Genomic DNA, 22,351 nt, shown 5'->3' on the forward strand with positions numbered 1-22,351 from the left:
CTGCAAAACTAGATCTGCAGGACGATTTTTCCTTGAACATGCTCAGTTTCCGATAAGGCATGTGCTTGTGCTACCGCGTCGAGCGGCAATTGTTGAATGCTGGGCAGTTGAATCGCCCCTTGATCGATCAAAGCGCCGATGTGTGACAACTGCTCACCACTTGGCATCACCAATACCCGCTGATGAGCAAAGGTGTAGCGCGCGGGGATTTGATGAGTTTTCAGAGTAGAGATGTATTTGCCACAAGGTTTTACCGTGTCGTAGATACCTTGCGTGTCGTTATCGACCACATCAAACACATAGTCAAACTGACCGAGCGCCTGCAAGTAGTTCGGCTGGCGGTAGTCTGCCACATGCTCAACACCGAGAGATTGCAAGTAAGAGTGATTGCCAGTGGAAGCCACCGCCGTTACCTTTGCGCCTAGGTGCATAGCGAATTGTACGGCAAAACTGCCCACGCCACCACTAGCGCCGTGGATCAGCTCCGATTGCCCCGGTTCTATCTCGGCGAGCTGATGCATCGCTTGCCAAGCGGTTAAGGAGCTCAAAGCGTTTCGTCATGTGGTGATTCGCGATTCGGGCAATCAAGATGTGGATAGTGGTTGGCGTGGTTCGCACTTGCGTCTGACAGTGACGCATCCAAGTACCGCATTAAATAGCATTCTCGATGGTGTCGGTTTTGGCTGGCTACCGCAACATTTGGTGCAACCGTACCTCAATGATGGTCGTTTGGTGCGGGTGGATCTCGAGAGTGAGCAAAAGCGCAGTGTAAAGTTTCAATTAGGGATCAAACCGGACCAATGCCATAACCGAGAGTTGCGGACTCTGTTTGAATTCTTCAGTGCACTGTGCGCCATGGCGCTGTCAGAGCGCGACGACGAGATGCAGTAAGGGTTAATCCAGCCCTTTTTTGATCAGATACAGATAAGGCAGTTGGTCGGTTTGCGCGGCAAGCAGTTGGTGATCCATAAAACGGCAAAAGCTCGGGATATCTCGTGTGGTCGACGGGTCATCGGCTTTCACCAATAACACCTCACCATCTTGCATGGTACGAATTGTCTTCCTGACCATCATTACTGGCTCTGGACAGCGCAGCCCTTCAGCTTCCAAGGTTTTCGTCGCCAGTTCAGGATTAAAGATCATAGTGTGGTTCTCCAAAATTCCGCACGAATTCTACGTTCGTAGAAAAAATATTCAATAATTACTTGGCAAATGGGTCGTTTTGCATTAATTTGAATTAACAATTTGGTAACAACTGGAGTAACACGATGTTAACAGCATTAGATAGGCTAACTATTTACTCGGTTATGTGTTTTATCTCGTTTTGTGCTCTCGTGTTTAGAACACCAGCTGAGACCTCATTGATGCCTTTACTGGGCATGAGCGCGACCATCATCGGGATTTGGCTTGAGATGCACCTATGGTCAGGTGCCTCTGAAGAACAGAAGAATTAGCGCTTTTGTTTGCAAAGCGACGCTCACCTATTTAACGACACTTCATTCCGACACTATCCCCATTTTTCTTGGGCTTCCCCGCTGAAAGGCGGGATTTTTTTTGCCTGAAAGGTACAATCACAGGCTAATCCCTTCAATGAGCATGGTTAATTGTGGAGCTGGAAGAGATCTATCGCCGAGATTTAAACTTGCTGGTGGCCTTACGTGTATTGATCGAAGAGAGCAGCGTAAGCAAGGCTGCTTTGCGTCTTAACCTAAGCCAGTCGGCGATGAGCAGAGTGCTTGGTCGGCTGCGCGAGCTACTTGATGATCCGCTGTTCACCCGTCAAGGCCAGCATTTGATCCCAACCCAGAAAGCGCTCGAAATTGACCGTGCTCTCGGCGAGCCATTGGAATCATTACGTCAGTTGCTTTCTCCGTCTGAGTTTGATCCCCATCTTTGTACCCAAACGTTTACCATTGCCACCACAGATTATGCGATGCAGACCATTTTGCCGTTTGCCTTACCGCGTATTTATCAAGAAGCGCCGAATGTATCGTTTAACTTTCTGCCTTTGCAGCACGAAAGATTAGCCGAGCAGTTGATTTATGAAGGGGCTGATTTGGCGATTTGTCGCCCGACGGGGCCGGTGGAGCCGCTGCGCAGTGACGTATTGGGCCGAGTTGGCGTGCTCTGTTTGCTCTCCAAGCAACACCCACTTGCTAATGAGGAGATGAGTCTGGCGGATTATCTTTATTATCCTCACGCCATGATTGCCATTAGTGACGGTGTTAAGGCGTTGATTGAACAAGCACTCGAAGCTCAGCCGCCACGTAAAATGGTGCTGCGCGCTTATCATCTCGAGGCTGCTTTGGCGATCGTCGACACCTTACCTATTGTGATTACGGTACCGGCCGATCTCGCTTATCTGGTCGCAGAGCGCTACGACTTGGTGGTCAAGCCACTGCCGTTTCAATTTACGCCGTTCGATTATTCGATGATCTGGCATGCGCGCTGCGAACACTCTTCGGCGCAGGAGTGGCTACGCTCGATCGTGAAAGAGGAGTGTGGCCGTTTGATTGCCAAGCGCATTGAAGATATGGGGTTAGACTGACAAAAAAGAGCCAGATTGGCTGGCTCTCGGTTGACTGAAGGTGGAGCTACAGTTTGATCACCACGCGGCCCGTGACTTGGCCATTGGTGATCGCTTCAGCGTAGCTAGGGGCTTGAGCGAGCTCAACTTCGGTACAGGCTTGTTCAAAGTAACTCTCTGGCAGCAATGCCACCAGTTTTTCCCATGCCGCGATGCGTTTGTCGGTTGGGCACATCACCGAGTCCACGCCTTGCAGACGCACATTACGTAGGATGAATGGCATCACTGTGGTGGGCAGATCAAAACCGCCAGCCAGACCACACGCGGCCACCACGCCGTTGTAATCCATTTGTGCCAACACTTTCGCCAGCACTTTGCTGCCGACGGTGTCAATCGCACCTGCCCAGACTTGCTTTTCCAGTGGGCGGGCAGGTTGTTCAAATTCAGCTCGATCGATAATGCGGCTTGCGCCAAGTTTTTCTAGCAGTGGGCCGTTTTGCTCAACGCGACCAGTGACCGCGGCCACTTGGTAGCCGAGTTGAGTCAGCAGGGTAACGGCCACAGAGCCGACACCGCCGCTGGCACCGGTAACCAGCACTTCGCCAGCGTCAGGTTTGACGCCGCCGTCGAGTAGGGCCTGTACACACAGCATCGCCGTTAACCCGGCGGTGCCAATCATCATCGCTTTTTTGCTATCGAGGCCTTGTGGCAAAGGCACCAGCCAATCGGCTTGCAGACGAGCGCGTTGCGCCATCCCGCCCCAATGATTTTCGCCCACGCCCCAACCCGTTAGGACAACGTGATCACCCGCTTGGTAACGCTCGTGTTGTGATTCGATGACAGTGCCTGCCAGATCGATTCCCGGCACCATCGGAAAATTGCGGATGATTTTACCTTTGCCAGTGATGGCTAGGCCATCTTTGTAGTTGAGCGAAGAGTAATCCACCGCAATCAGTACGTCACCTGATGGCAGTTGCGACTCATCGATTTGTTCAATCGTGGCCAGCGTGCGTTGCTCTTCTTGATTGAGGACTAAAGCGTTAAACATAGGTTTCTCCACCCATTGCAGCAATTGAAAACGAGGTAAAGTGTAGAATGAACTAGGCTATGACTAAAATGAAACTTTAGCATTATAACAATGCGTTTGGCGCATAGATTAAGAGCGGCCGAAGCCGCTCTTTGTTTTACTAATGGACGAGATTACGGACGTTCAAAGACCGTCGCAATCCCTTGGCCAAGGCCGATACACATGGTCGCTAAACCATATTTCGCCCCTTTGTCTTCCATCAGGTTAATCAGCGTGGTCGAGATACGCGCGCCAGAACAACCCAGCGGGTGACCAAGTGCAATCGCACCGCCGTTGAGGTTGACTTTTTCATCCATCACGTCAAGCAGACCGAGATCTTTGGCGCAAGGCAGTGACTGAGCAGCGAACGCTTCGTTGAGCTCAATCACATCCATATCTTCAATCGACAAGCCAGCTCGTTTAAGCGCTTTCTGGGTCGCTGGTACTGGGCCATAACCCATGATGGATGGATCGCAACCCGCAATCGCCATGCCTTTGATGCGCGCACGGATTTTGAGGCCAAGCTGGTTGGCTTTCTCTTCGCTCATGATCAGCATTGCTGAAGCGCCATCAGAGAGTGCAGAAGAAGTTCCCGCAGTGACGGTGCCGTTGGCAGGATCAAACACAGGGCGAAGTTGCGATAGCCCCTCAACGGTGGTTTCTGGACGAATCACTTCGTCATAATCCAAGGTGAACAGCGTGCCGTCCGCCGCGTGACCTTCGGTTGGCAGAATTTCGTTTTTAAAGCGGCCTTCTAAAGTCGCTGCTTGGGCACGGGCGTGAGAGCGCGCGGCAAACTCGTCTTGCTGCTCGCGGCTAATGCCATGCAGCTTGCCCAGCATCTCAGCGGTTAATCCCATCATGCCAGCGGCTTTCGCCACGTTTTTCGACATGCCTGGGTGGAAGTCGACACCGTGCGTCATGGGCACATGGCCCATATGTTCTACACCGCCAATCAGGCAGATCTCGGCATCTCCCGTCATGATGGCACGTGCACCATCGTGCAGCGCTTGCATCGAAGAGCCACACAGGCGGTTCACCGTGACTGCGCCAATTTCAATCGGCAAACCTGCCAATAGCGCGGCGTTACGCGCGATGTTAAAACCTTGTTCTAGGGTTTGTTGCACACAACCCCAGTAAATATCTTCAATCTCTTTGGGGTCAACTTGTGGGTTGCGCGCTAGGATGCCTTTCATCAGATGAGCAGAGAGATCTTCTGCGCGCGTATGACGAAAAGCACCACCTTTCGAGCGACCCATTGGGGTACGAAGACAATCAACAATTACGACGTTTTTCATGGGGGTCACTCCTTAGATAGAACCTTGCTGTTGCGAGCCGTAGAAAGTGTCACCTTTGCTCGCCATATCGATTAGCAGTTGAGGCACGTGGTACATTGCGCCCAGATCTGAGTACTGTTTTGCCATGTCGACAAAGTTGGCAATACCCACGCTATCTAAGTAACGGAAAACGCCGCCGCGGAATGGAGGGAAACCGAGACCATACACCAGCGCCATGTCCGCTTCTTGTGGTGTCGCGATGATGCCTTCTTGCAGACACAGCACCACTTCGTTGATCATCGGAATCATCATACGTTGAATAATGGTTTGCTCGTCAAAGGCTTGTGGCTCTGCACATACCTCAGCCAGCACAGGTAAGATCGCGTCGCTGAAGGCTTTCTTTGGTTTGCCTTTTTTGTCGATGCTGTAGCTGTAGAAACCGCTGCCATTCTTTTGGCCGTATTTATTGGCTTCAAACAGCGCATCAATCGCGTCACGGCCTTGTTTACCCATACGCTCAGGGAAACCTTGTGCCATCACAGCTTGAGCGTGATGCGCGGTATCGATACCGACTACGTCTAGTAAGTAAGCCGGGCCCATTGGCCAGCCAAATTTACGCTCCATCACCTTGTCCACTTGGGTGAAATCAGCCCCATCGCGCAGCAGCATGCTAAAACCGCCAAAGTAAGGGAACAGCACGCGGTTAACGAAGAATCCAGGACAGTCGTTGACGACGATCGGCGATTTGCCCATCTTCGCTGCGTAAGCGACTACGCGGTTGATGGTTTCGTCCGATGTGTGTTCGCCACGGATGATTTCCACCAACGGCATGCGGTGCACTGGGTTAAAGAAGTGCATGCCACAGAAGTTTTCTGGGCGCTTGAGCGATTTGGCCAGCAGATTGATTGGAATGGTCGAAGTGTTTGAGGTGATCACCGTCTCGGCGCTGACCTGCTGTTCCACTTCGCTTAATACCGCCGCTTTGACTTTCGGGTTTTCCACCACGGCTTCGACGATCACGTCGGCATTCTCGATACCCGCATAATGCAGGCTAGGGGTAATCGATGCCAAGATGCCGGCCATTTTGAAACCGTCGATCTTACCGCGTTCAAGCTGTTTGTTGAGCAGCTTGGAAGCTTCGGTCATGCCGAGGTCCAGCGAACCTTGAGCGATGTCTTTCATTAAGACAGGCACGCCCTTGAGCGCGGATTGGTAGGCGATACCGCCCCCCATGATGCCTGCGCCGAGCACCGCCGCACGGCCAGTCTCTTTGTTGGCGGACTTGGCGGCTTTTTTCGCGATGCCTTTGATGTATTGATCGCTAAGGAATAAGCCGACTAACGCTTTGGTTTCTTCCGATTTTGCCAATTTGATGAAGTGTTGGCGTTCAACATCCAGTGCTTGGTCGCGGGCGAAGCGAGCGCCTTGCTCAATAGTTTGTACCGCGGTCATTGGCGCTGGGTAATGAGGCCCTGCGACTTGAGCGACTAAACCTTTCGCCATAGTGAAGCTCATCATCGCTTCTAGCTTACTCAGTGTCAGTGGCGAGGTTTTCTGCGTGCGGCGAGTTTTCCAATCCAGCTGTTCGTTGATTGCTTGCGTCAGAGTGTGGAGCGCCGATTCACGCAGCGATGCGCTGTCCACCACCGCATCAAGCAGGCCAATCTTCAGTGCTTCTTCAGCACGGCACGCTTTGCCTTGTGTGATGATTTCCATTGCGCTGTCTGCGCCGATCACGCGAGGCAGACGTACACAACCACCAAAGCCGGGCATGATGCCGAGTTTGGTTTCAGGCAAACCGATGCTGGTGGTAGCGTCACCAATGCGTAGGTCCGTGGCAAGTACACACTCGCAACCGCCGCCAAGCGTGTGGCCAGTGAGAACGGAAATGGTCGGTACAGGCAAATCTTCAAGTTTATTAAAGATGCTGTTGGCAAATTTCAGCCACTGATCCAACTCTTCTTCTGGTTTGGCAAACAGGCCTAAAAATTCGGTAATGTCAGCACCGACGATAAATGCCTCTTTATTAGAGGTGAGCATGAGGCCTTTTAGACCAGCATAGGTGCTGAGTGCATCCAGCGCTTTATCAAGGGATTCGAGCGTGGCGAGGTCGAGCTTGTTAACGGAATTTGGCGAGCAGAAAGTCAGCTCTGCAATACCGTCGTGTAATTCCTTTACCTGTAGGGTTTCGGCTTGGTAAATCATTGTCTATCTCCATGACATACAATCTTGGATTGTCTGTATTGCCAGAGGGAAGGCGCTGAGCACAACGTCAACTCTCGGCCTCTGGGCATAGTGGAAAGCATTGCTATAGTTATTCTGGTTAGACCAGTGAAACTAGTTTGGATCGCAGATTGGCTAATTTCAATACATTTTTTAAACAAGTGTTTAACATTGTGCGGTGGAGCAGATCTTATGCGGCGAGCAAAACAGCTACATGCTACACTCCGCCTCTTTATCCCCAGCATTGACGACCATGAACGAGCAACCTTATTTGATTCCCGCAGCACCGGTGCGTTTTGAAGAAGAAATCAAAAAAAGCCTCTTTATTACCTATTTGACGCATGCGCCAAATGTTGAAGCGGCCAAGGCGTTTGTCGAGCAGATCAAGCAGCAGCATGCCGATGCGCGTCACAATTGCTGGGCGTTTGCCGCAGGTCGGGCGGAAGACTCAATGTTGTGGGGATTTAGTGATGATGGTGAGCCTTCGGGAACAGCAGGAAAACCGATATTGGCTCAACTATCAGGCTCTGGCGTGGGAGAGATCTGCGCTGTGGTGACTCGCTACTATGGCGGGATTCGTCTTGGAACTGGAGGGTTAGTCAAAGCGTATGGAGGCGGCGTGCAACAAGCACTCAAGCAGCTTCAAACTATTGAGAAAAAAATAACCACAAAACTCAGACTAGAGTTAGACTACGCTTTCATGCCAATCGCACAATCTCTCCTGCAGCAGTTTGCGGCAGTGGAAGTGCAAGCGCAGTACAGCGAACAGGTCGTGCTTGTCGTTGAGCTTGAAGTGAGACACGTGCGTGACTTTACTCAAATGGTCACTAATAAAAGCGGCGCGAGAGCCGTGGTCACGCCGTTAAACGGGAAGTAAACATAACAATCAGGAAGTCGTCGACTTTAAAGTTCAATCGTCCATGCAATTTCGTTCCATTATCCGTATCGTCGGGCTGCTGCTCGCCCTGTTTAGTGTCACCATGTTAGCGCCAGCGCTGGTCGCGTTGCTGTATCGAGATGGTGCAGGTGTCCCTTTTGTCACGACGTTCTTTGTGCTGCTATTTTGCGGTGCGCTGTGCTGGTTTCCCAACCGCAAGCATAAACATGAGCTCAAAGCGCGGGACGGCTTCCTTATAGTGGTCCTCTTCTGGACGGTTTTGGGTAGCGCCGGCTCATTGCCGTTTTTGATTGCTGATAACCCAAACGTGTCAGTGACCGATGCATTTTTTGAATCCTTTTCTGCGTTGACGACCACTGGCGCAACGGTGATTGTCGGGCTTGATGAATTACCCAAAGCGATCTTGTTCTATCGGCAGTTTCTACAATGGTTTGGTGGTATGGGGATCATCGTATTAGCGGTTGCTATTCTTCCTGTACTCGGCATCGGTGGTATGCAGCTTTATCGGGCCGAAATTCCCGGCCCGGTAAAAGACAGCAAAATGACCCCTCGCATTGCCGAAACGGCCAAAGCGTTGTGGTACATCTACCTTAGCCTGACCATTGCATGCGCTGGCGCCTTTTGGTTGGCGGGCATGACGGTGTTTGATGCGATCTGCCATAGTTTTTCAACTATCGCTATCGGTGGATTCTCAACCCATGACGCGAGCATGGGATATTTTGACAGTTATGCGATAAACCTGATTACCGTGGTTTTTCTGCTGATCTCGGCTTGCAACTTCTCCCTGCACTTTGCGGCATTCGCCTCAGGCGGGGTACATCCGAGATACTACTGGAAAGATCCTGAGTTCCGCGCCTTCATCTTTATTCAGGTGCTGCTGTTTGTGGTGTGCTTTTTATTGCTGCTTAGCCACCACTCTTACCGTTCATTTTATGATGCGTTTGACCAAGCGCTGTTTCAGACCGTTTCGATATCCACCACGGCAGGATTTACCACCACCGGATTTTCTGAATGGCCGCTGTTTCTGCCTGTCCTATTGCTGTTCTCCTCTTTTATTGGCGGCTGTGCGGGTTCAACTGGCGGCGGAATGAAAGTGATCCGCATTTTGCTGTTGACCTTACAAGGTGCGCGTGAGTTGAAACGTCTCGTTCACCCACGTGCGGTGTACACCATCAAAGTGGGTGGCAATGCGCTACCACAACGTGTGGTTGATGCGGTGTGGGGATTTTTCTCCGCCTATGCACTGGTCTTTGTCGTTTGTATGCTGGCGCTCATCGCAACGGGGATGGACGAACTCAGTGCATTTTCCGCGGTAGCCGCCACGCTCAACAACCTTGGCCCGGGGCTTGGAGAAGTCTCGGTGCACTTTGCTGATGTTAATGATAGAGCCAAGTGGGTACTGGTGGTTTCGATGCTGTTTGGCCGATTAGAAATCTTCACGCTATTAATACTGTTAACACCGACTTTTTGGCGTAGTTAGGGGAAATGATGAAAAAAGCGCTATTTCTTTACTCTTCCCGTGAAGGGCAAACTAAAAAAATCCTTCTATATATAGAGAAGCAGTTGCAAGGTTATCAGTGCGACGTGGTCAATCTGCACGAGGCGGATGAAATACGCTTCGCGGAGTATGACAAAGTGCTGATCGGTGCGTCGATTCGCTATGGCCACCTGAATAAGAAGCTCTACCAGTTTATTGAACGCCATATTGATTTACTACAGCAATGCAAAGCCGCTTTCTTCTGCGTCAACTTAACGGCGAGAAAAGAGGAACAGGGGAAAGACACGCCAGAAGGGAGTGTGTATATCAAAACTTTTCTCAGCAAATCAGCATGGCAGCCGACGTTAATTGGTGTTTTTGCTGGGGCGCTTTACTACCCTCGCTACAACTGGTTTGACCGCAACATGATTAAACTCATCATGACGTTAACCGGAGGAGAAACTGACACCAGCAAAGAAGTAGAGTATACCAATTGGCAAAAAGTGGGGGTTTTTGCTGATAAGTTTGCTCAGCTGTAGAAATAAAGTGCAGTTTTGAGGCTTTTTGTTGCTATTTTGCTCGAATGGCAAAAAAAGCAAAATAAAGTGCAAAAATGGCTTGCCAATGTGATCGCAATCTCTATAATGCCACCTCGCTGACACGGCAAGGCTCCATAAGGAACCAAGGCAAATCAGCAAGGCATTTTAGCCAGGTGATTCACCTGAAAAAGTTTTGAAAAAAGTGGTTGACACAAAAACTTAACTCGCTAAAATGGCCGCCTCTTCCACGGTGACTCAGTCACTGAAGCAGGAAGAAAGCTCTTTAACAATATAAACCTATCAATCTGTGTGGGCACTCGTTGATGATAATCCAAAAGATTTATCAATGAACTGAGTGACCAATTTGATACTTCGGTATCGAGCACAGTCAATTCAAGTTTTCTAGGAACTAGCTTCTAGGGACTAGAAACTTATCAGTATTCATTGAGCCGAAGCGCAAGCTTCAAAAAACTTTTAATTGAAGAGTTTGATCATGGCTCAGATTGAACGCTGGCGGCAGGCCTAACACATGCAAGTCGAGCGGCAGCACAGAGAAACTTGTTTCTCGGGTGGCGAGCGGCGGACGGGTGAGTAATGCCTGGGAAATTGCCCTGATGTGGGGGATAACCATTGGAAACGATGGCTAATACCGCATGATGCCCTTGTTTATAATGAACAGGGGCCAAAGAGGGGACCTTCGGGCCTCGCGTCAGGATATGCCCAGGTGGGATTAGCTAGTTGGTGAGGTAAGGGCTCACCAAGGCGACGATCCCTAGCTGGTCTGAGAGGATGATCAGCCACACTGGAACTGAGACACGGTCCAGACTCCTACGGGAGGCAGCAGTGGGGAATATTGCACAATGGGCGCAAGCCTGATGCAGCCATGCCGCGTGTGTGAAGAAGGCCTTCGGGTTGTAAAGCACTTTCAGTAGGGAGGAAGGTGGTAGTGTTAATAGCACTGTCATTTGACGTTACCTACAGAAGAAGCACCGGCTAACTCCGTGCCAGCAGCCGCGGTAATACGGAGGGTGCGAGCGTTAATCGGAATTACTGGGCGTAAAGCGCATGCAGGTGGTTTGTTAAGTCAGATGTGAAAGCCCCGGGCTCAACCTGGGAATTGCATTTGAAACTGGCAAACTAGAGTACTGTAGAGGGGGTAGAATTTCAGGTGTAGCGGTGAAATGCGTAGAGATCTGAAGGAATACCGGTGGCGAAGGCGGCCCCTGGACAGATACTGACACTCAGATGCGAAAGCGTGGGGAGCAAACAGGTTAGATACCCTGGTAGTCCACGCCGTAAACGATGTCTACTTGGAGGTTGTGGCCTTGAGCCGTGGCTTTCGGAGCTAACGCGTTAAGTAGACCGCCTGGGGAGTACGGTCGCAAGATTAAAACTCAAATGAATTGACGGGGGCCCGCACAAGCGGTGGAGCATGTGGTTTAATTCGATGCAACGCGAAGAACCTTACCTACTCTTGACATCTACAGAATCCTGCGGAGACGCGGGAGTGCCTTCGGGAACTGTGTAAGACAGGTGCTGCATGGCTGTCGTCAGCTCGTGTTGTGAAATGTTGGGTTAAGTCCCGCAACGAGCGCAACCCTTATCCTTGTTTGCCAGCACGTAATGGTGGGAACTCCAGGGAGACTGCCGGTGATAAACCGGAGGAAGGTGGGGACGACGTCAAGTCATCATGGCCCTTACGAGTAGGGCTACACACGTGCTACAATGGCGCATACAGAGGGCGGCCAACTTGCGAAAGTGAGCGAATCCCAAAAAGTGCGTCGTAGTCCGGATTGGAGTCTGCAACTCGACTCCATGAAGTCGGAATCGCTAGTAATCGTGGATCAGAATGCCACGGTGAATACGTTCCCGGGCCTTGTACACACCGCCCGTCACACCATGGGAGTGGGCTGCACCAGAAGTAGATAGCTTAACCTTTCGGGGAGGGCGTTTACCACGGTGTGGTTCATGACTGGGGTGAAGTCGTAACAAGGTAGCGCTAGGGGAACCTGGCGCTGGATCACCTCCTTATACGATGATTATTGCGATGAGTGTCCACACAGATTGATACGGTTTAGAAAGTTTAGAGTATCTTAGTGTCCCGTTCGTCTAGAGGCCTAGGACACCGCCCTTTCACGGCGGTAACAGGGGTTCGACTCCCCTACGGGATACCATCTTTAAATACTCTCCCTTGAGAGTTTTTAAACATGGTTTCGAAAGAAATCTTGCTCTTTAACAATTTGGAAAGCTGACAAAACAACAATTTATTGTTGTTTGTAAAGTTCTCAATGTTTGTCTTTAAGACAAACACCAACAAACACATTCAAGTGTTCTTGGGAATGTCACGTTTAGTGACGATTCAAAATTGAGTCCGGCAAATCAATGCTATCTCGCTCATTCAAATAATGAGATAGCGAACCTTGGTTGTTTAACAAAGACCCTTTCGGGTTGTATGGTTAAGTGACTAAGCGTACACGGTGGATGCCTTGGCAGTCAGAGGCGATGAAGGACGTAGTAACTTGCGATAAGCGGTGATGAGGCAGTAACAGCCACTTGAGTCACCGATTTCCGAATGGGGAAACCCACTGGCATAAGCCAGTATCGCTGCATGAATACATAGTGCAGCGAAGCGAACCGGAGAACTGAAACATCTAAGTACCCCGAGGAAAAGAAATCAACCGAGATTCCGAAAGTAGCGGCGAGCGAAATTGGATTAGCCCTTAAGCTTTACATGCGTTAGACGAATGGTCTGGAAAGGCCAACGATACAGGTGATAGTCCCGTAGTCATAGGCGCATGTTCAGTGAAATCGAGTAGGGCGGGACACGTGTTATCCTGTCTGAATATGGGGGACCATCCTCCAAGGCTAAATACTCCTGACTGACCGATAGTGAACCAGTACCGTGAGGGAAAGGCGAAAAGAACCCCTGTGAGGGGAGTGAAATAGAACCTGAAACCGTGTACGTACAAAGCAGTAGGAGCACCTTCGTGGTGTGACTGCGTACCTTTGTATAATGGGTCAGCGACTTAATGTTAGTAGCAAGGTTAACCGCATAGGGAGCCGTAGGGAAACCGAGTCTTAACTGGGCGTATAGTTGCTAGCATTAGACCCGAAACCGAGTGATCTAGCCATGGGCAGGTTGAAGGTTGAGTAACATCAACTGGAGGACCGAACCGACTAATGTTGAAAAATTAGCGGATGACTTGTGGCTAGGGGTGAAAGGCCAATCAAACTCGGAGATAGCTGGTTCTCCCCGAAAGCTATTTAGGTAGCGCCTCGGACGAATACTACTGGGGGTAGAGCACTGTTAAGGCTAGGGGGTCATCCCGACTTACCAACCCTTTGCAAACTCCGAATACCAGTAAGTACTATCCGGGAGACACACGGCGGGTGCTAACGTCCGTCGTGGAGAGGGAAACAACCCAGACCGCCAGCTAAGGTCCCAAATTACAGCTAAGTGGGAAACGATGTGGGAAGGCTTAGACAGCTAGGATGTTGGCTTAGAAGCAGCCATCATTTAAAGAAAGCGTAATAGCTCACTAGTCGAGTCGGCCTGCGCGGAAGATGTAACGGGGCTAAGCTGTAAACCGAAGCTGCGGCAATGTGCTTTAGCACATTGGGTAGGGAGCGTTCTGTAAGCCGTTGAAGGTGTGTTGTAAAGCATGCTGGAGGTATCAGAAGTGCGAATGCTGACATGAGTAACGACAAGGGGGTGAAAAACCTCCCCGCCGGAAGACCAAGGGTTCCTGTCCAACGTTAATCGGGGCAGGGTAAGTCGACCCCTAAGGCGAGGCCGAAAGGCGTAGTCGATGGGAAACGGGTTAATATTCCCGTACTGCTTATAATTGCGATGGGGGACGGAGAAGGCTAGGTGGGCCAGGCGACGGTTGTCCTGGTTCAAGTGCGTAGGCTGAGTGTTTAGGTAAATCGGATACTCTTAAGGCTGAGACACGACGTCGAGCTGCTACGGCAGTGAAGTCATTGATGCCCTGCTTCCAGGAAAAGCCTCTAAGCTTCAGATTATAAGCAATCGTACCCCAAACCGACACAGGTGGTCGGGTAGAGAATACCAAGGCGCTTGAGAGAACTCGGGTGAAGGAACTAGGCAAAATGGTACCGTAACTTCGGGAGAAGGTACGCTCTTGATGGTGAAGTCCCTCGCGGATGGAGCTGACGAGAGTCGCAGATACCAGGTGGCTGCAACTGTTTATTAAAAACACAGCACTGTGCAAAATCGCAAGATGACGTATACGGTGTGACGCCTGCCCGGTGCGGAAGGTTAATTGATGGGGTTAGACTTCGGTCGAAGCTCTTGATCGAAGCCCGGTAAACGGCGGCCGTAACTATAACGGTCCTAAGGTAGCGAAATTCCTTGTCGGGTAAGTTCCGACCTGCACGAATGGCGTAATGATGGCCACGCTGTCTCCACCCGAGACTCAGTGAAATTGAAATCGCTGTGAAGATGCAGTGTACCCGCGGCTAGACGGAAAGACCCCGTGAACCTTTACTACAGCTTGGCACTGAACATTGACCCTACATGTGTAGGATAGGTGGGAGGCTTTGAAAACGTGACGCCAGTTGCGTTGGAGCCGTCCTTGAAATACCACCCTTGTATGTTTGATGTTCTAACGTTGGCCCCTCATCGGGGTCGCGGACAGTGCCTGGTGGGTAGTTTGACTGGGGCGGTCTCCTCCCAAAGAGTAACGGAGGAGCACGAAGGTGGGCTAATCACGGTTGGACATCGTGAGGTTAGTGCAATGGCATAAGCCCGCTTAACTGCGAGAATGACGGTTCGAGCAGGTGCGAAAGCAGGTCATAGTGATCGGTGGTTCTGAATGGAAGGGCCATCGCTCAACGGATAAAAGGTACTCCGGGGATAACAGGCTGATACCGCCCAAGAGTTCATATCGACGGCGGTGTTTGGCACCTCGATGTCGGCTCATCACATCCTGGGGCTGAAGTCGGTCCCAAGGGTATGGCTGTTCGCCATTTAAAGTGGTACGCGAGCTGGGTTTAGAACGTCGTGAGACAGTTCGGTCCCTATCTGCCGTGGGCGTTGGAAGATTGAAGGGGCTGCTCCTAGTACGAGAGGACCGGGTGGACGAACCTCTGGTGTTCGGGTTGTGTCGCCAGACGCATTGCCCGGTAGCTAAGTTCGGAATCGATAACCGCTGAAAGCATCTAAGCGGGAAGCGAGCCCTGAGATGAGTCTTCCTGATACTTTAAGTATCCTAAAGGGTTGTTCGAGACTAGAACGTTGATAGGCAGGGTGTGTAAGCGCTGTGAGGCGTTGAGCTAACCTGTACTAATTGCCCGTGAGGCTTAACCATACAACACCCAAAGGGTTTTGGTGGACTCGATACAAGAACGAATTGAATGTGTTGAAAAGAACTTAAACAGCTTTCCAGATTATTCTCTAGAAATAGAGAGAAAGAATTTGCTTGGCGACCATAGCGTTTTGGACCCACCTGATTCCATCCCGAACTCAGAAGTGAAACGAAACAGCGTCGATGGTAGTGTGGGGTCTCCCCATGTGAGAGTAGAACATCGCCAGGCTTTGAATTCGACTTGTCTTTAATTAGACGAGTCACCATAAAGTTTTAAGCAAAAAGCTTAGAGTTTTATGTTGACTTACAGAGTCAATAGCGTATCATACGCGTCCTGCCTAAGTGCTAAGGTGCTGAAAGCAAAGCTCTTTAACAATATAAACCTATCAATCTGTGTGGGCACTCGTTGATGATAATCCAAAAGATTTATCAATGAACTGAGTGACCAATTTGATACTTCGGTATCGAGCACAGTCAATTCAAGTTTTCTAGGAACTAGCTTCTAGGGACTAGAAACTTATCAGTATTCATTGAGCCGAAGCGCAAGCTTCAAAAAACTTTAATTGAAGAGTTTGATCATGGCTCAGATTGAACGCTGGCGGCAGGCCTAACACATGCAAGTCGAGCGGCAGCACAGAGAAACTTGTTTCTCGGGTGGCGAGCGGCGGACGGGTGAGTAATGCCTGGGAAATTGCCCTGATGTGGGGGATAACCATTGGAAACGATGGCTAATACCGCATGATGCCCTTGTTTATAATGAACAGGGGCCAAAAGGGGGACCTTCGGGCCTCTCGCGTCAGGATATGCCCAGGTGGGATTAGCTAGTTGGTGAGGTAAGGGCTCACCAAGGCGACGATCCCTAGCTGGTCTGAGAGGATGATCAGCCACACTGGAACTGAGACACGGTCCAGACTCCTACGGGAGGCAGCAGTGGGGAATATTGCACAATGGGCGCAAGCCTGATGCAGCCATGCCGCGTGTGTGAAGAAGGCCTTCGGGTTGTAAAGCACTTTCAGTAGGGAGGAAGGTGGTAGTGTTAATAGCACTGTCATTTGACGTTACCTACAGAAGAAGCACCGGCTAACTCCGTGCCAGCAGCCGCGGTAATACGGAGGGTGCGAGCGTTAATCGGAATTACTGGGCGTAAAGCGCATGCAGGTGGTTTGTTAAGTCAGATGTGAAAGCCCGGGCTCAACCTGGGAATTGCATTTGAAACTGGCAAACTAGAGTACTGTAGAGGGGGTAGAATTTCAGGTGTAGCGGTGAAATGCGTAGAGATCTGAAGGAATACCGGTGGCGAAGGCGGCCCCTGGACAGATACTGACACTCAGATGCGAAAGCGTGGGGAGCAAACAAGTTAGATACCCTGGTAGTCCACGCCGTAAACGATGTCTACTTGGAGGTTGTGGCCTTGAGCCGTGGCTTTCGAGCTAACGCGTTAAGTAGACCGCCTGGGGAGTACGGTCGCAAGATTAAAACTCAAATGAATTGACGGGGGCCCGCACAAGCGGTGGAGCATGTGGTTTAATTCGATGCAACGCGAAGAACCTTACCTACTCTTGACATCTACAGAATCCTGCGGAGACGCGGGAGTGCCTTCGGGAACTGTAAGACAGGTGCTGCATGGCTGTCGTCAGCTCGTGTTGTGAAATGTTGGGTTAAGTCCCGCAACGAGCGCAACCCTTATCCTTGTTTGCCAGCACGTAATGGTGGGAACTCCAGGGAGACTGCGGTGATAAACCGGAGGAAGGTGGGGACGACGTCAAGTCATCATGGCCCTTACGAGTAGGGCTACACACGTGCTACAATGGCGCATACAGAGGGCGGCCAACTTGCGAAAGTGAGCGAATCCCAAAAAGTGCGTCGTAGTCGGTTGAGTCTGCAACTCGACTCCATGAAGTCGGAATCGCTAGTAATCGTGGATCAGAATGCCACGGTGAATACGTTCCGGGCCTTGTACACACCGCCCGTCACACCATGGGAGTGGGCTGCACCAGAAGTAGATAGCTTAACCTTTCGGGGAGGGCGTTTACCACGGTGTGGTTCATGACTGGGGTGAAGTCGTAACAAGGTAGCGCTAGGGGAACCTGGCGCTGGATCACCTCCTTATACGATGATTATTGCGATGAGTGTCCACACAGATTGATATGGTTTAGATTAGAGCATTTAGTGGGTCTGTAGCTCAGGTGGTTAGAGCGTACGCCTGATAAGCGTAAGGTCGGTGGTTCGAGTCCACTCAGACCCACCACTACTGATGGGGCTATAGCTCAGCTGGGAGAGCGCCTGCCTTGCACGCAGGAGGTCTGCGGTTCGATCCCGCATAGCTCCACCATCTTTAAGTGCATTAGTGATAGTGCTTTTAAACATGGTTTCGAAAGAAATCTTGCTCTTTAACAATTTGGAAAGCTGACAAAACAACAATTTATTGTTGTTTGTAAAGTTCTCAATGTTTGTCTTTAAGACAAACACCAACAAAACACATTCAAGTGTTCTTGGGAATGTCACTGTTATAGTGACGATTCAAAATTGAGTCCGGCAAATCAATGCTATCTCGCTCATTCAAATAATGAGATAGCGAACCTTGGTTGTTTAACAAAGACCCTTTCGGGTTGTATGGTTAAGTGACTAAGCGTACACGGTGGATGCCTTGGCAGTCAGAGGCGATGAAGGACGTAGTAACTTGCGATAAGCGGTGATGAGGCAGTAACAGCCACTTGAGTCACCGATTTCCGAATGGGGGAAACCCACTGGCATAAGCCAGTATCGCTGCATGAATACATAGTGCAGCGAAGCGAACGGGAGAACTGAAACATCTAAGTACCCCGAGGAAAAGAAATCAACCGAGATTCCGAAAGTAGCGGCGAGCGAAATTGGATTAGCCCTTAAGCTTTACATGCGTTAGACGAATGGTCTGGAAAGGCCAACGATACCGGGTGATAGTCCCGTAGTCATAGGCGCATGTTCAGTGAAATCAGTAGGGCGGGACACGTGTTATCCTGTCTGAATATGGGGGACCATCCTCCAAGGCTAAATACTCCTGACTGACCGATAGTGAACCAGTACCGTGAGGGAAAGGCGAAAAGAACCCCTGTGGGGAGTGAAATAGAACCTGAAACCGTGTACGTACAAGCAGTAGGAGCACCTTCGTGGTGTGACTGCGTACCTTTGTATAATGGGTCAGCGACTTAATGTTAGTAGCAAGGTTAACCGCATAGGGGAGCCGTAGGGAAACCGAGTCTTAACTGGGCGTATAGTTGCTAGCATTAGACCCGAAACCGAGTGATCTAGCCATGGGCAGGTTGAAGGTTGAGTAACATCAACTGGAGGACCGAACCGACTAATGTTGAAAAATTAGCGGATGACTTGTGGCTAGGGGTGAAAGGCCAATCAAACTCGGAGATAGCTGGTTCTCCCCGAAAGCTATTTAGGTAGCGCCTCGGACGAATACTACTGGGGGTAGAGCACTGTTAAGGCTAGGGGTCATCCCGACTTACCAACCCTTTGCAAACTCCGAATACCAGTAAGTACTATCCGGAGACACACGGCGGGTGCTAACGTCCGTCGTGGAGAGGGAAACAACCCAGACCGCCAGCTAAGGTCCCAAATTACAGCTAAGTGGGAAACGATGTGGGAAGGCTTAGACAGCTAGGATGTTGGCTTAGAAGCAGCCATCATTTAAAGAAAGCGTAATAGCTCACTAGTCGAGTCGGCCTGCGCGGAAGATGTAACGGGGCTAAGCTGTAAACCGAAGCTGCGGCAATGTGCTTTAGCACATTGGGTAGGGGAGCGTTCTGTAAGCCGTTGAAGGTGTGTTGTAAAGCATGCTGGAGGTATCAGAAGTGCGAATGCTGACATGAGTAACGACAAGGGGGTGAAAAACCTCCCCGCCGGAAGACCAAGGGTTCCTGTCCAACGTTAATCGGGGCAGGGTAAGTCGACCCCTAAGGCGAGGCCGAAAGGCGTAGTCGATGGGAAACGGGTTAATATTCCCGTACTGCTTATAATTGCGATGGGGGACGGAGAAGGCTAGGTGGGCCAGGCGACGGTTGTCCTGGTTCAAGTGCGTAGGCTGAGTGTTTAGGTAAATCCGGATACTCTTAAGGCTGAGACACGACGTCGAGCTGCTACGGCAGTGAAGTCATTGATGCCCTGCTTCCAGGAAAAGCCTCTAAGCTTCAGATTATAAGCAATCGTACCCCAAACCGACACAGGTGGTCGGGTAGAGAATACCAAGGCGCTTGAGAGAACTCGGGTGAAGGAACTAGGCAAAATGGTACCGTAACTTCGGGAGAAGGTACGCTCTTGATGGTGAAGTCCCTCGCGGATGGAGCTGACGAGAGTCGCAGATACCAGGTGGCTGCAACTGTTTATTAAAAACACAGCACTGTGCAAAATCGCAAGATGACGTATACGGTGTGACGCCTGCCCGGTGCGGAAGGTTAATTGATGGGGTTAGACTTCGGTCGAAGCTCTTGATCGAAGCCCGGTAAACGGCGGCCGTAACTATAACGGTCCTAAGGTAGCGAAATTCCTTGTCGGGTAAGTTCCGACCTGCACGAATGGCGTAATGATGGCCACGCTGTCTCCACCCGAGACTCAGTGAAATTGAAATCGCTGTGAAGATGCAGTGTACCCGCGGCTAGACGGAAAGACCCCGTGAACCTTTACTACAGCTTGGCACTGAACATTGACCCTACATGTGTAGGATAGGTGGGAGGCTTTGAAAACGTGACGCCAGTTGCGTTGGAGCCGTCCTTGAAATACCACCCTTGTATGTTTGATGTTCTAACGTTGGCCCCTCATCGGGGTCGCGGACAGTGCCTGGTGGGTAGTTTGACTGGGGCGGTCTCCTCCCAAAGAGTAACGGAGGAGCACGAAGGTGGGCTAATCACGGTTGGACATCGTGAGGTTAGTGCAATGGCATAAGCCCGCTTAACTGCGAGAATGACGGTTCGAGCAGGTGCGAAAGCAGGTCATAGTGATCCGGTGGTTCTGAATGGAAGGGCCATCGCTCAACGGATAAAAGGTACTCGGGGATAACAGGCTGATACCGCCCAAGAGTTCATATCGACGGCGGTGTTTGGCACCTCGATGTCGGCTCATCACATCCTGGGGCTGAAGTCGGTCCCAAGGGTATGGCTGTTCGCCATTTAAAGTGGTACGCGAGCTGGGTTTAGAACGTCGTGAGACAGTTCGGTCCCTATCTGCCGTGGGCGTTGGAAGATTGAAGGGGGCTGCTCCTAGTACGAGAGGACGAGTGGACGAACCTCTGGTGTTCGGGTTGTGTCGCCAGACGCATTGCCCGGTAGCTAAGTTCGGAATCGATAACCGCTGAAAGCATCTAAGCGGGAAGCGAGCCCTGAGATGAGTCTTCCCTGATACTTTAAGTATCCTAAAGGGTTGTTCGAGACTAGAACGTTGATAGGCAGGGTGTGTAAGCGCTGTGAGGCGTTGAGCTAACCTGTACTAATTGCCCGTGAGGCTTAACCATACAACACCCAAAGGGTTTTGGTGGACTCGATACAAGAACGAATTGAATGTGTTGAAAAGAACTTAAACAGCTTTCCAGATTATTCTCTAGAAATAGAGAGAAAGAATTTGCTTGGCGACCATAGCGTTTTGGACCCACCTGATTCCATCCCGAACTCAGAAGTGAAACGAAACAGCGTCGATGGTAGTGTGGGGTCTCCCCATGTGAGAGTAGAACATCGCCAGGCTTTAACTTGTTGTCTTTAGATTTTTAAGAAAAATCTGAAGACAAAAAAAGTAGACGAAACGTCTAACCAGACAGCGGAGCGGTAGTTCAGTCGGTTAGAATACCGGCCTGTCACGCCGGGGGTCGCGGGTTCGAGTCCCGTCCGCTCCGCCACTTTTCAGACAAAGCCCTAGCAGAAGTGCTAGGGCTTTGTCGTATCTAATACCAATCTGGAAAATTATACCAATCTGGAAAATTAACTGGTCAGATTAATCCACTCTCTTGTACACATCTTGCTAACTCTATCTGTACTGTCCAAGAATCTATTCCAAGCCTTGCACACTTTCTCCACGATATCCTCATAATCGGTAAAACTCTGATTGGCAAGATGGTGTTGTCTGAGCCAGCTCCACACTTGTTCTATCGGGTTTAGCTCTGGTGAATAGGGCGGGAGCTTGATGATACTGACATTGCTAAACGGTTCTGCAATGTCATTGGTATGCCAACTCGCCCCATCCATAATGATGAAGGCATGACGCCCTTTCTCTGTGACAGCCGATATTTGCTTTAAATGCTCGATCATGATCTCTTTATTAACCCAAGGAACGACCATCGCTTCGCCAATTCCTCTCGCGGGACAGACAGAACCAAACAGATACGCATATTCAAATTGTTGTTGCTTCACGGCTCGGGGCGTGTTCCTTTCTCTGCCCATAACCGTGTTGTCGTGTTTTGTTGCCCAAATCTGGCTTCATCTTGAAACCAGACATCAACATGCTCTAGAGCGATATGTCCTGGGATCTTCAGGATCGTTTCAATTTTGAATTTTTTTAAAATCGTCTTGGACTTCTTGAGATTGCTTGGGGTGTTTTGAGCGGGAAGTTATCCATGACAAGCCCATGTGGTCGAGCAGGTAATAGATAGAGTCAGGGTGGTAGTGCTGGCCAAATTCTTTCGCGATATAAGCGTGGATGTCGGCCCCAGTCAGTCGTCCGCCCTGTATATTATCAGCCTTGTCTTTTATGTATTGGCTTAGTCGCTCTTTTTGCTCAGGGGTTAAGAAGGGAGGTCTTCCTGTTCTTGGCTTTTCCTTAAGTCCCTCTAGCCCTTCTTGAAGGAAGGTTTGAACCCACTTGTTGACACTGGTACGGCTTACCATAAGAAACTTGGCGATTTGGGTGCGAGAATGCCCATCTTTGAAATGAGCAAGAGCCAGTAATCTCATTTTCATTTGAATGGATTTTTGCTGGCTAGCGAGTTTTTTGAAGTTGATATTATTAAGGTTATCCATGGCGAATAAGCTCTATCGTTGAATGGCCTTA

General features: G+C 50.4%; 11 protein-coding genes, 4 tRNA genes, 6 rRNA genes and 1 pseudogene. 16 read left to right on the forward strand and 6 right to left on the reverse strand.

Annotation, left to right across the window (positions count from 1 at the left end):
- Positions 1-8: 8 nt before the first annotated feature.
- Positions 9-548 carry an NADP-dependent oxidoreductase gene (locus I3X05_RS00060; RefSeq protein ID WP_337970877.1) on the reverse strand — a complete coding sequence of 180 codons (540 nt, stop codon included), beginning with the start codon at positions 546-548 and terminating at the stop codon, positions 9-11.
- A 13-nt stretch (positions 549-561) separates the two neighbouring features.
- Here I3X05_RS00060 and I3X05_RS00065 point away from each other — a divergent pair, with 13 nt between their 5' ends.
- Positions 562-891 carry a LysR substrate-binding domain-containing protein gene (locus tag I3X05_RS00065; protein WP_242401974.1) on the forward strand — a complete coding sequence of 110 codons (330 nt, stop codon included), beginning with the start codon at positions 562-564 and terminating at the stop codon, positions 889-891.
- A gap of 3 nt (positions 892-894) precedes the next feature.
- Here the strand turns inward: I3X05_RS00065 and tusA are convergent, their stop codons facing one another.
- Positions 895-1,143, reverse strand: coding sequence for a sulfurtransferase TusA (tusA, locus tag I3X05_RS00070; RefSeq protein ID WP_045569074.1), 249 nt, complete (start codon positions 1,141-1,143; stop codon positions 895-897).
- A 125-nt stretch (positions 1,144-1,268) separates the two neighbouring features.
- On the opposite strand from tusA, the gene I3X05_RS00075 reads away from it, so the two are divergent.
- A complete protein-coding gene (locus I3X05_RS00075; protein ID WP_045569075.1) occupies positions 1,269-1,454 on the forward strand; it encodes a hypothetical protein in 186 nt (61 codons plus the stop codon).
- A gap of 152 nt (positions 1,455-1,606) precedes the next feature.
- On the forward strand, positions 1,607-2,548 hold the full coding sequence (locus I3X05_RS00080) for a LysR family transcriptional regulator (RefSeq protein ID WP_045569076.1): 942 nt from the start codon (positions 1,607-1,609) through the stop codon (positions 2,546-2,548).
- A gap of 46 nt (positions 2,549-2,594) precedes the next feature.
- Here I3X05_RS00080 and I3X05_RS00085 read toward each other — a convergent pair whose 3' ends face one another.
- The 3 genes from I3X05_RS00085 to fadB form a co-directional block, all read right to left on the reverse strand.
- Positions 2,595-3,575 (reverse strand): MDR family oxidoreductase, encoded by a 981-nt coding sequence (locus I3X05_RS00085; RefSeq protein WP_045569077.1) that lies wholly within the window; start codon positions 3,573-3,575, stop codon positions 2,595-2,597.
- A 152-nt stretch (positions 3,576-3,727) separates the two neighbouring features.
- Positions 3,728-4,891: an acetyl-CoA C-acyltransferase FadA gene (gene fadA / locus I3X05_RS00090; RefSeq protein ID WP_045569078.1), complete on the reverse strand. Its 1,164-nt coding sequence runs from the start codon at positions 4,889-4,891 to the stop codon at positions 3,728-3,730.
- 12 nt (positions 4,892-4,903) lie between these two features.
- Positions 4,904-7,075, reverse strand: coding sequence for a fatty acid oxidation complex subunit alpha FadB (gene fadB, locus I3X05_RS00095; RefSeq protein ID WP_337970878.1), 2,172 nt, complete (start codon positions 7,073-7,075; stop codon positions 4,904-4,906).
- Between the two features lie 271 nt (positions 7,076-7,346).
- Between fadB and I3X05_RS00100 the strand changes: the two genes are divergently transcribed.
- The 13 genes from I3X05_RS00100 to I3X05_RS00160 all read left to right on the forward strand — a co-directional run bounded on the left by I3X05_RS00100 (position 7,347) and on the right by I3X05_RS00160 (position 21,203).
- Entirely contained in the window at positions 7,347-7,970 is a 624-nt protein-coding gene (locus tag I3X05_RS00100) for a YigZ family protein (RefSeq protein WP_045569083.1), read from the forward strand.
- 43 nt (positions 7,971-8,013) lie between these two features.
- Positions 8,014-9,471, forward strand: a complete 1,458-nt coding sequence (locus tag I3X05_RS00105) for a TrkH family potassium uptake protein (RefSeq protein ID WP_039440213.1) — start codon at positions 8,014-8,016, stop codon at positions 9,469-9,471.
- An 8-nt stretch (positions 9,472-9,479) separates the two neighbouring features.
- Positions 9,480-10,007 carry a menaquinone-dependent protoporphyrinogen IX dehydrogenase gene (gene hemG, locus I3X05_RS00110; protein ID WP_045569080.1) on the forward strand — a complete coding sequence of 176 codons (528 nt, stop codon included), beginning with the start codon at positions 9,480-9,482 and terminating at the stop codon, positions 10,005-10,007.
- A gap of 475 nt (positions 10,008-10,482) precedes the next feature.
- Positions 10,483-12,038 (forward strand): 16S ribosomal RNA (locus I3X05_RS00115).
- A gap of 67 nt (positions 12,039-12,105) precedes the next feature.
- Positions 12,106-12,181: transfer RNA gene (locus tag I3X05_RS00120), tRNA-Glu, on the forward strand.
- A 280-nt stretch (positions 12,182-12,461) separates the two neighbouring features.
- Positions 12,462-15,337 (forward strand): 23S ribosomal RNA (locus tag I3X05_RS00125).
- Positions 15,338-15,447: 110 nt separating this feature from the next.
- Positions 15,448-15,563 (forward strand): 5S ribosomal RNA (gene rrf / locus I3X05_RS00130).
- Positions 15,564-15,894: 331 nt separating this feature from the next.
- Positions 15,895-17,443 (forward strand): 16S ribosomal RNA (locus I3X05_RS00135).
- Between the two features lie 62 nt (positions 17,444-17,505).
- Positions 17,506-17,582 (forward strand) — tRNA-Ile (locus I3X05_RS00140).
- Between the two features lie 8 nt (positions 17,583-17,590).
- Positions 17,591-17,666: transfer RNA gene (locus I3X05_RS00145), tRNA-Ala, on the forward strand.
- 283 nt (positions 17,667-17,949) lie between these two features.
- Positions 17,950-20,825, forward strand: a 23S ribosomal RNA gene (locus tag I3X05_RS00150).
- Positions 20,826-20,935: 110 nt separating this feature from the next.
- A 5S ribosomal RNA gene (gene rrf, locus I3X05_RS00155) occupies positions 20,936-21,051 on the forward strand.
- Together the 16S, 23S and 5S rRNA genes with 4 tRNA genes alongside form the textbook arrangement of a ribosomal RNA operon.
- A 75-nt stretch (positions 21,052-21,126) precedes the next feature.
- Positions 21,127-21,203, forward strand: a tRNA-Asp gene (locus I3X05_RS00160).
- 82 nt (positions 21,204-21,285) lie between these two features.
- Here the strand turns inward: I3X05_RS00160 and I3X05_RS00165 are convergent.
- Positions 21,286-22,320 (reverse strand): annotated as a pseudogene (locus I3X05_RS00165) (IS630 family transposase).
- Positions 22,321-22,351: the final 31 nt, after the last annotated feature.

Origin of the sequence: Vibrio navarrensis (assembly GCF_015767675.1) — a bacterium.
Taxonomy (GTDB): Bacteria; Pseudomonadota; Gammaproteobacteria; order Enterobacterales; family Vibrionaceae; genus Vibrio.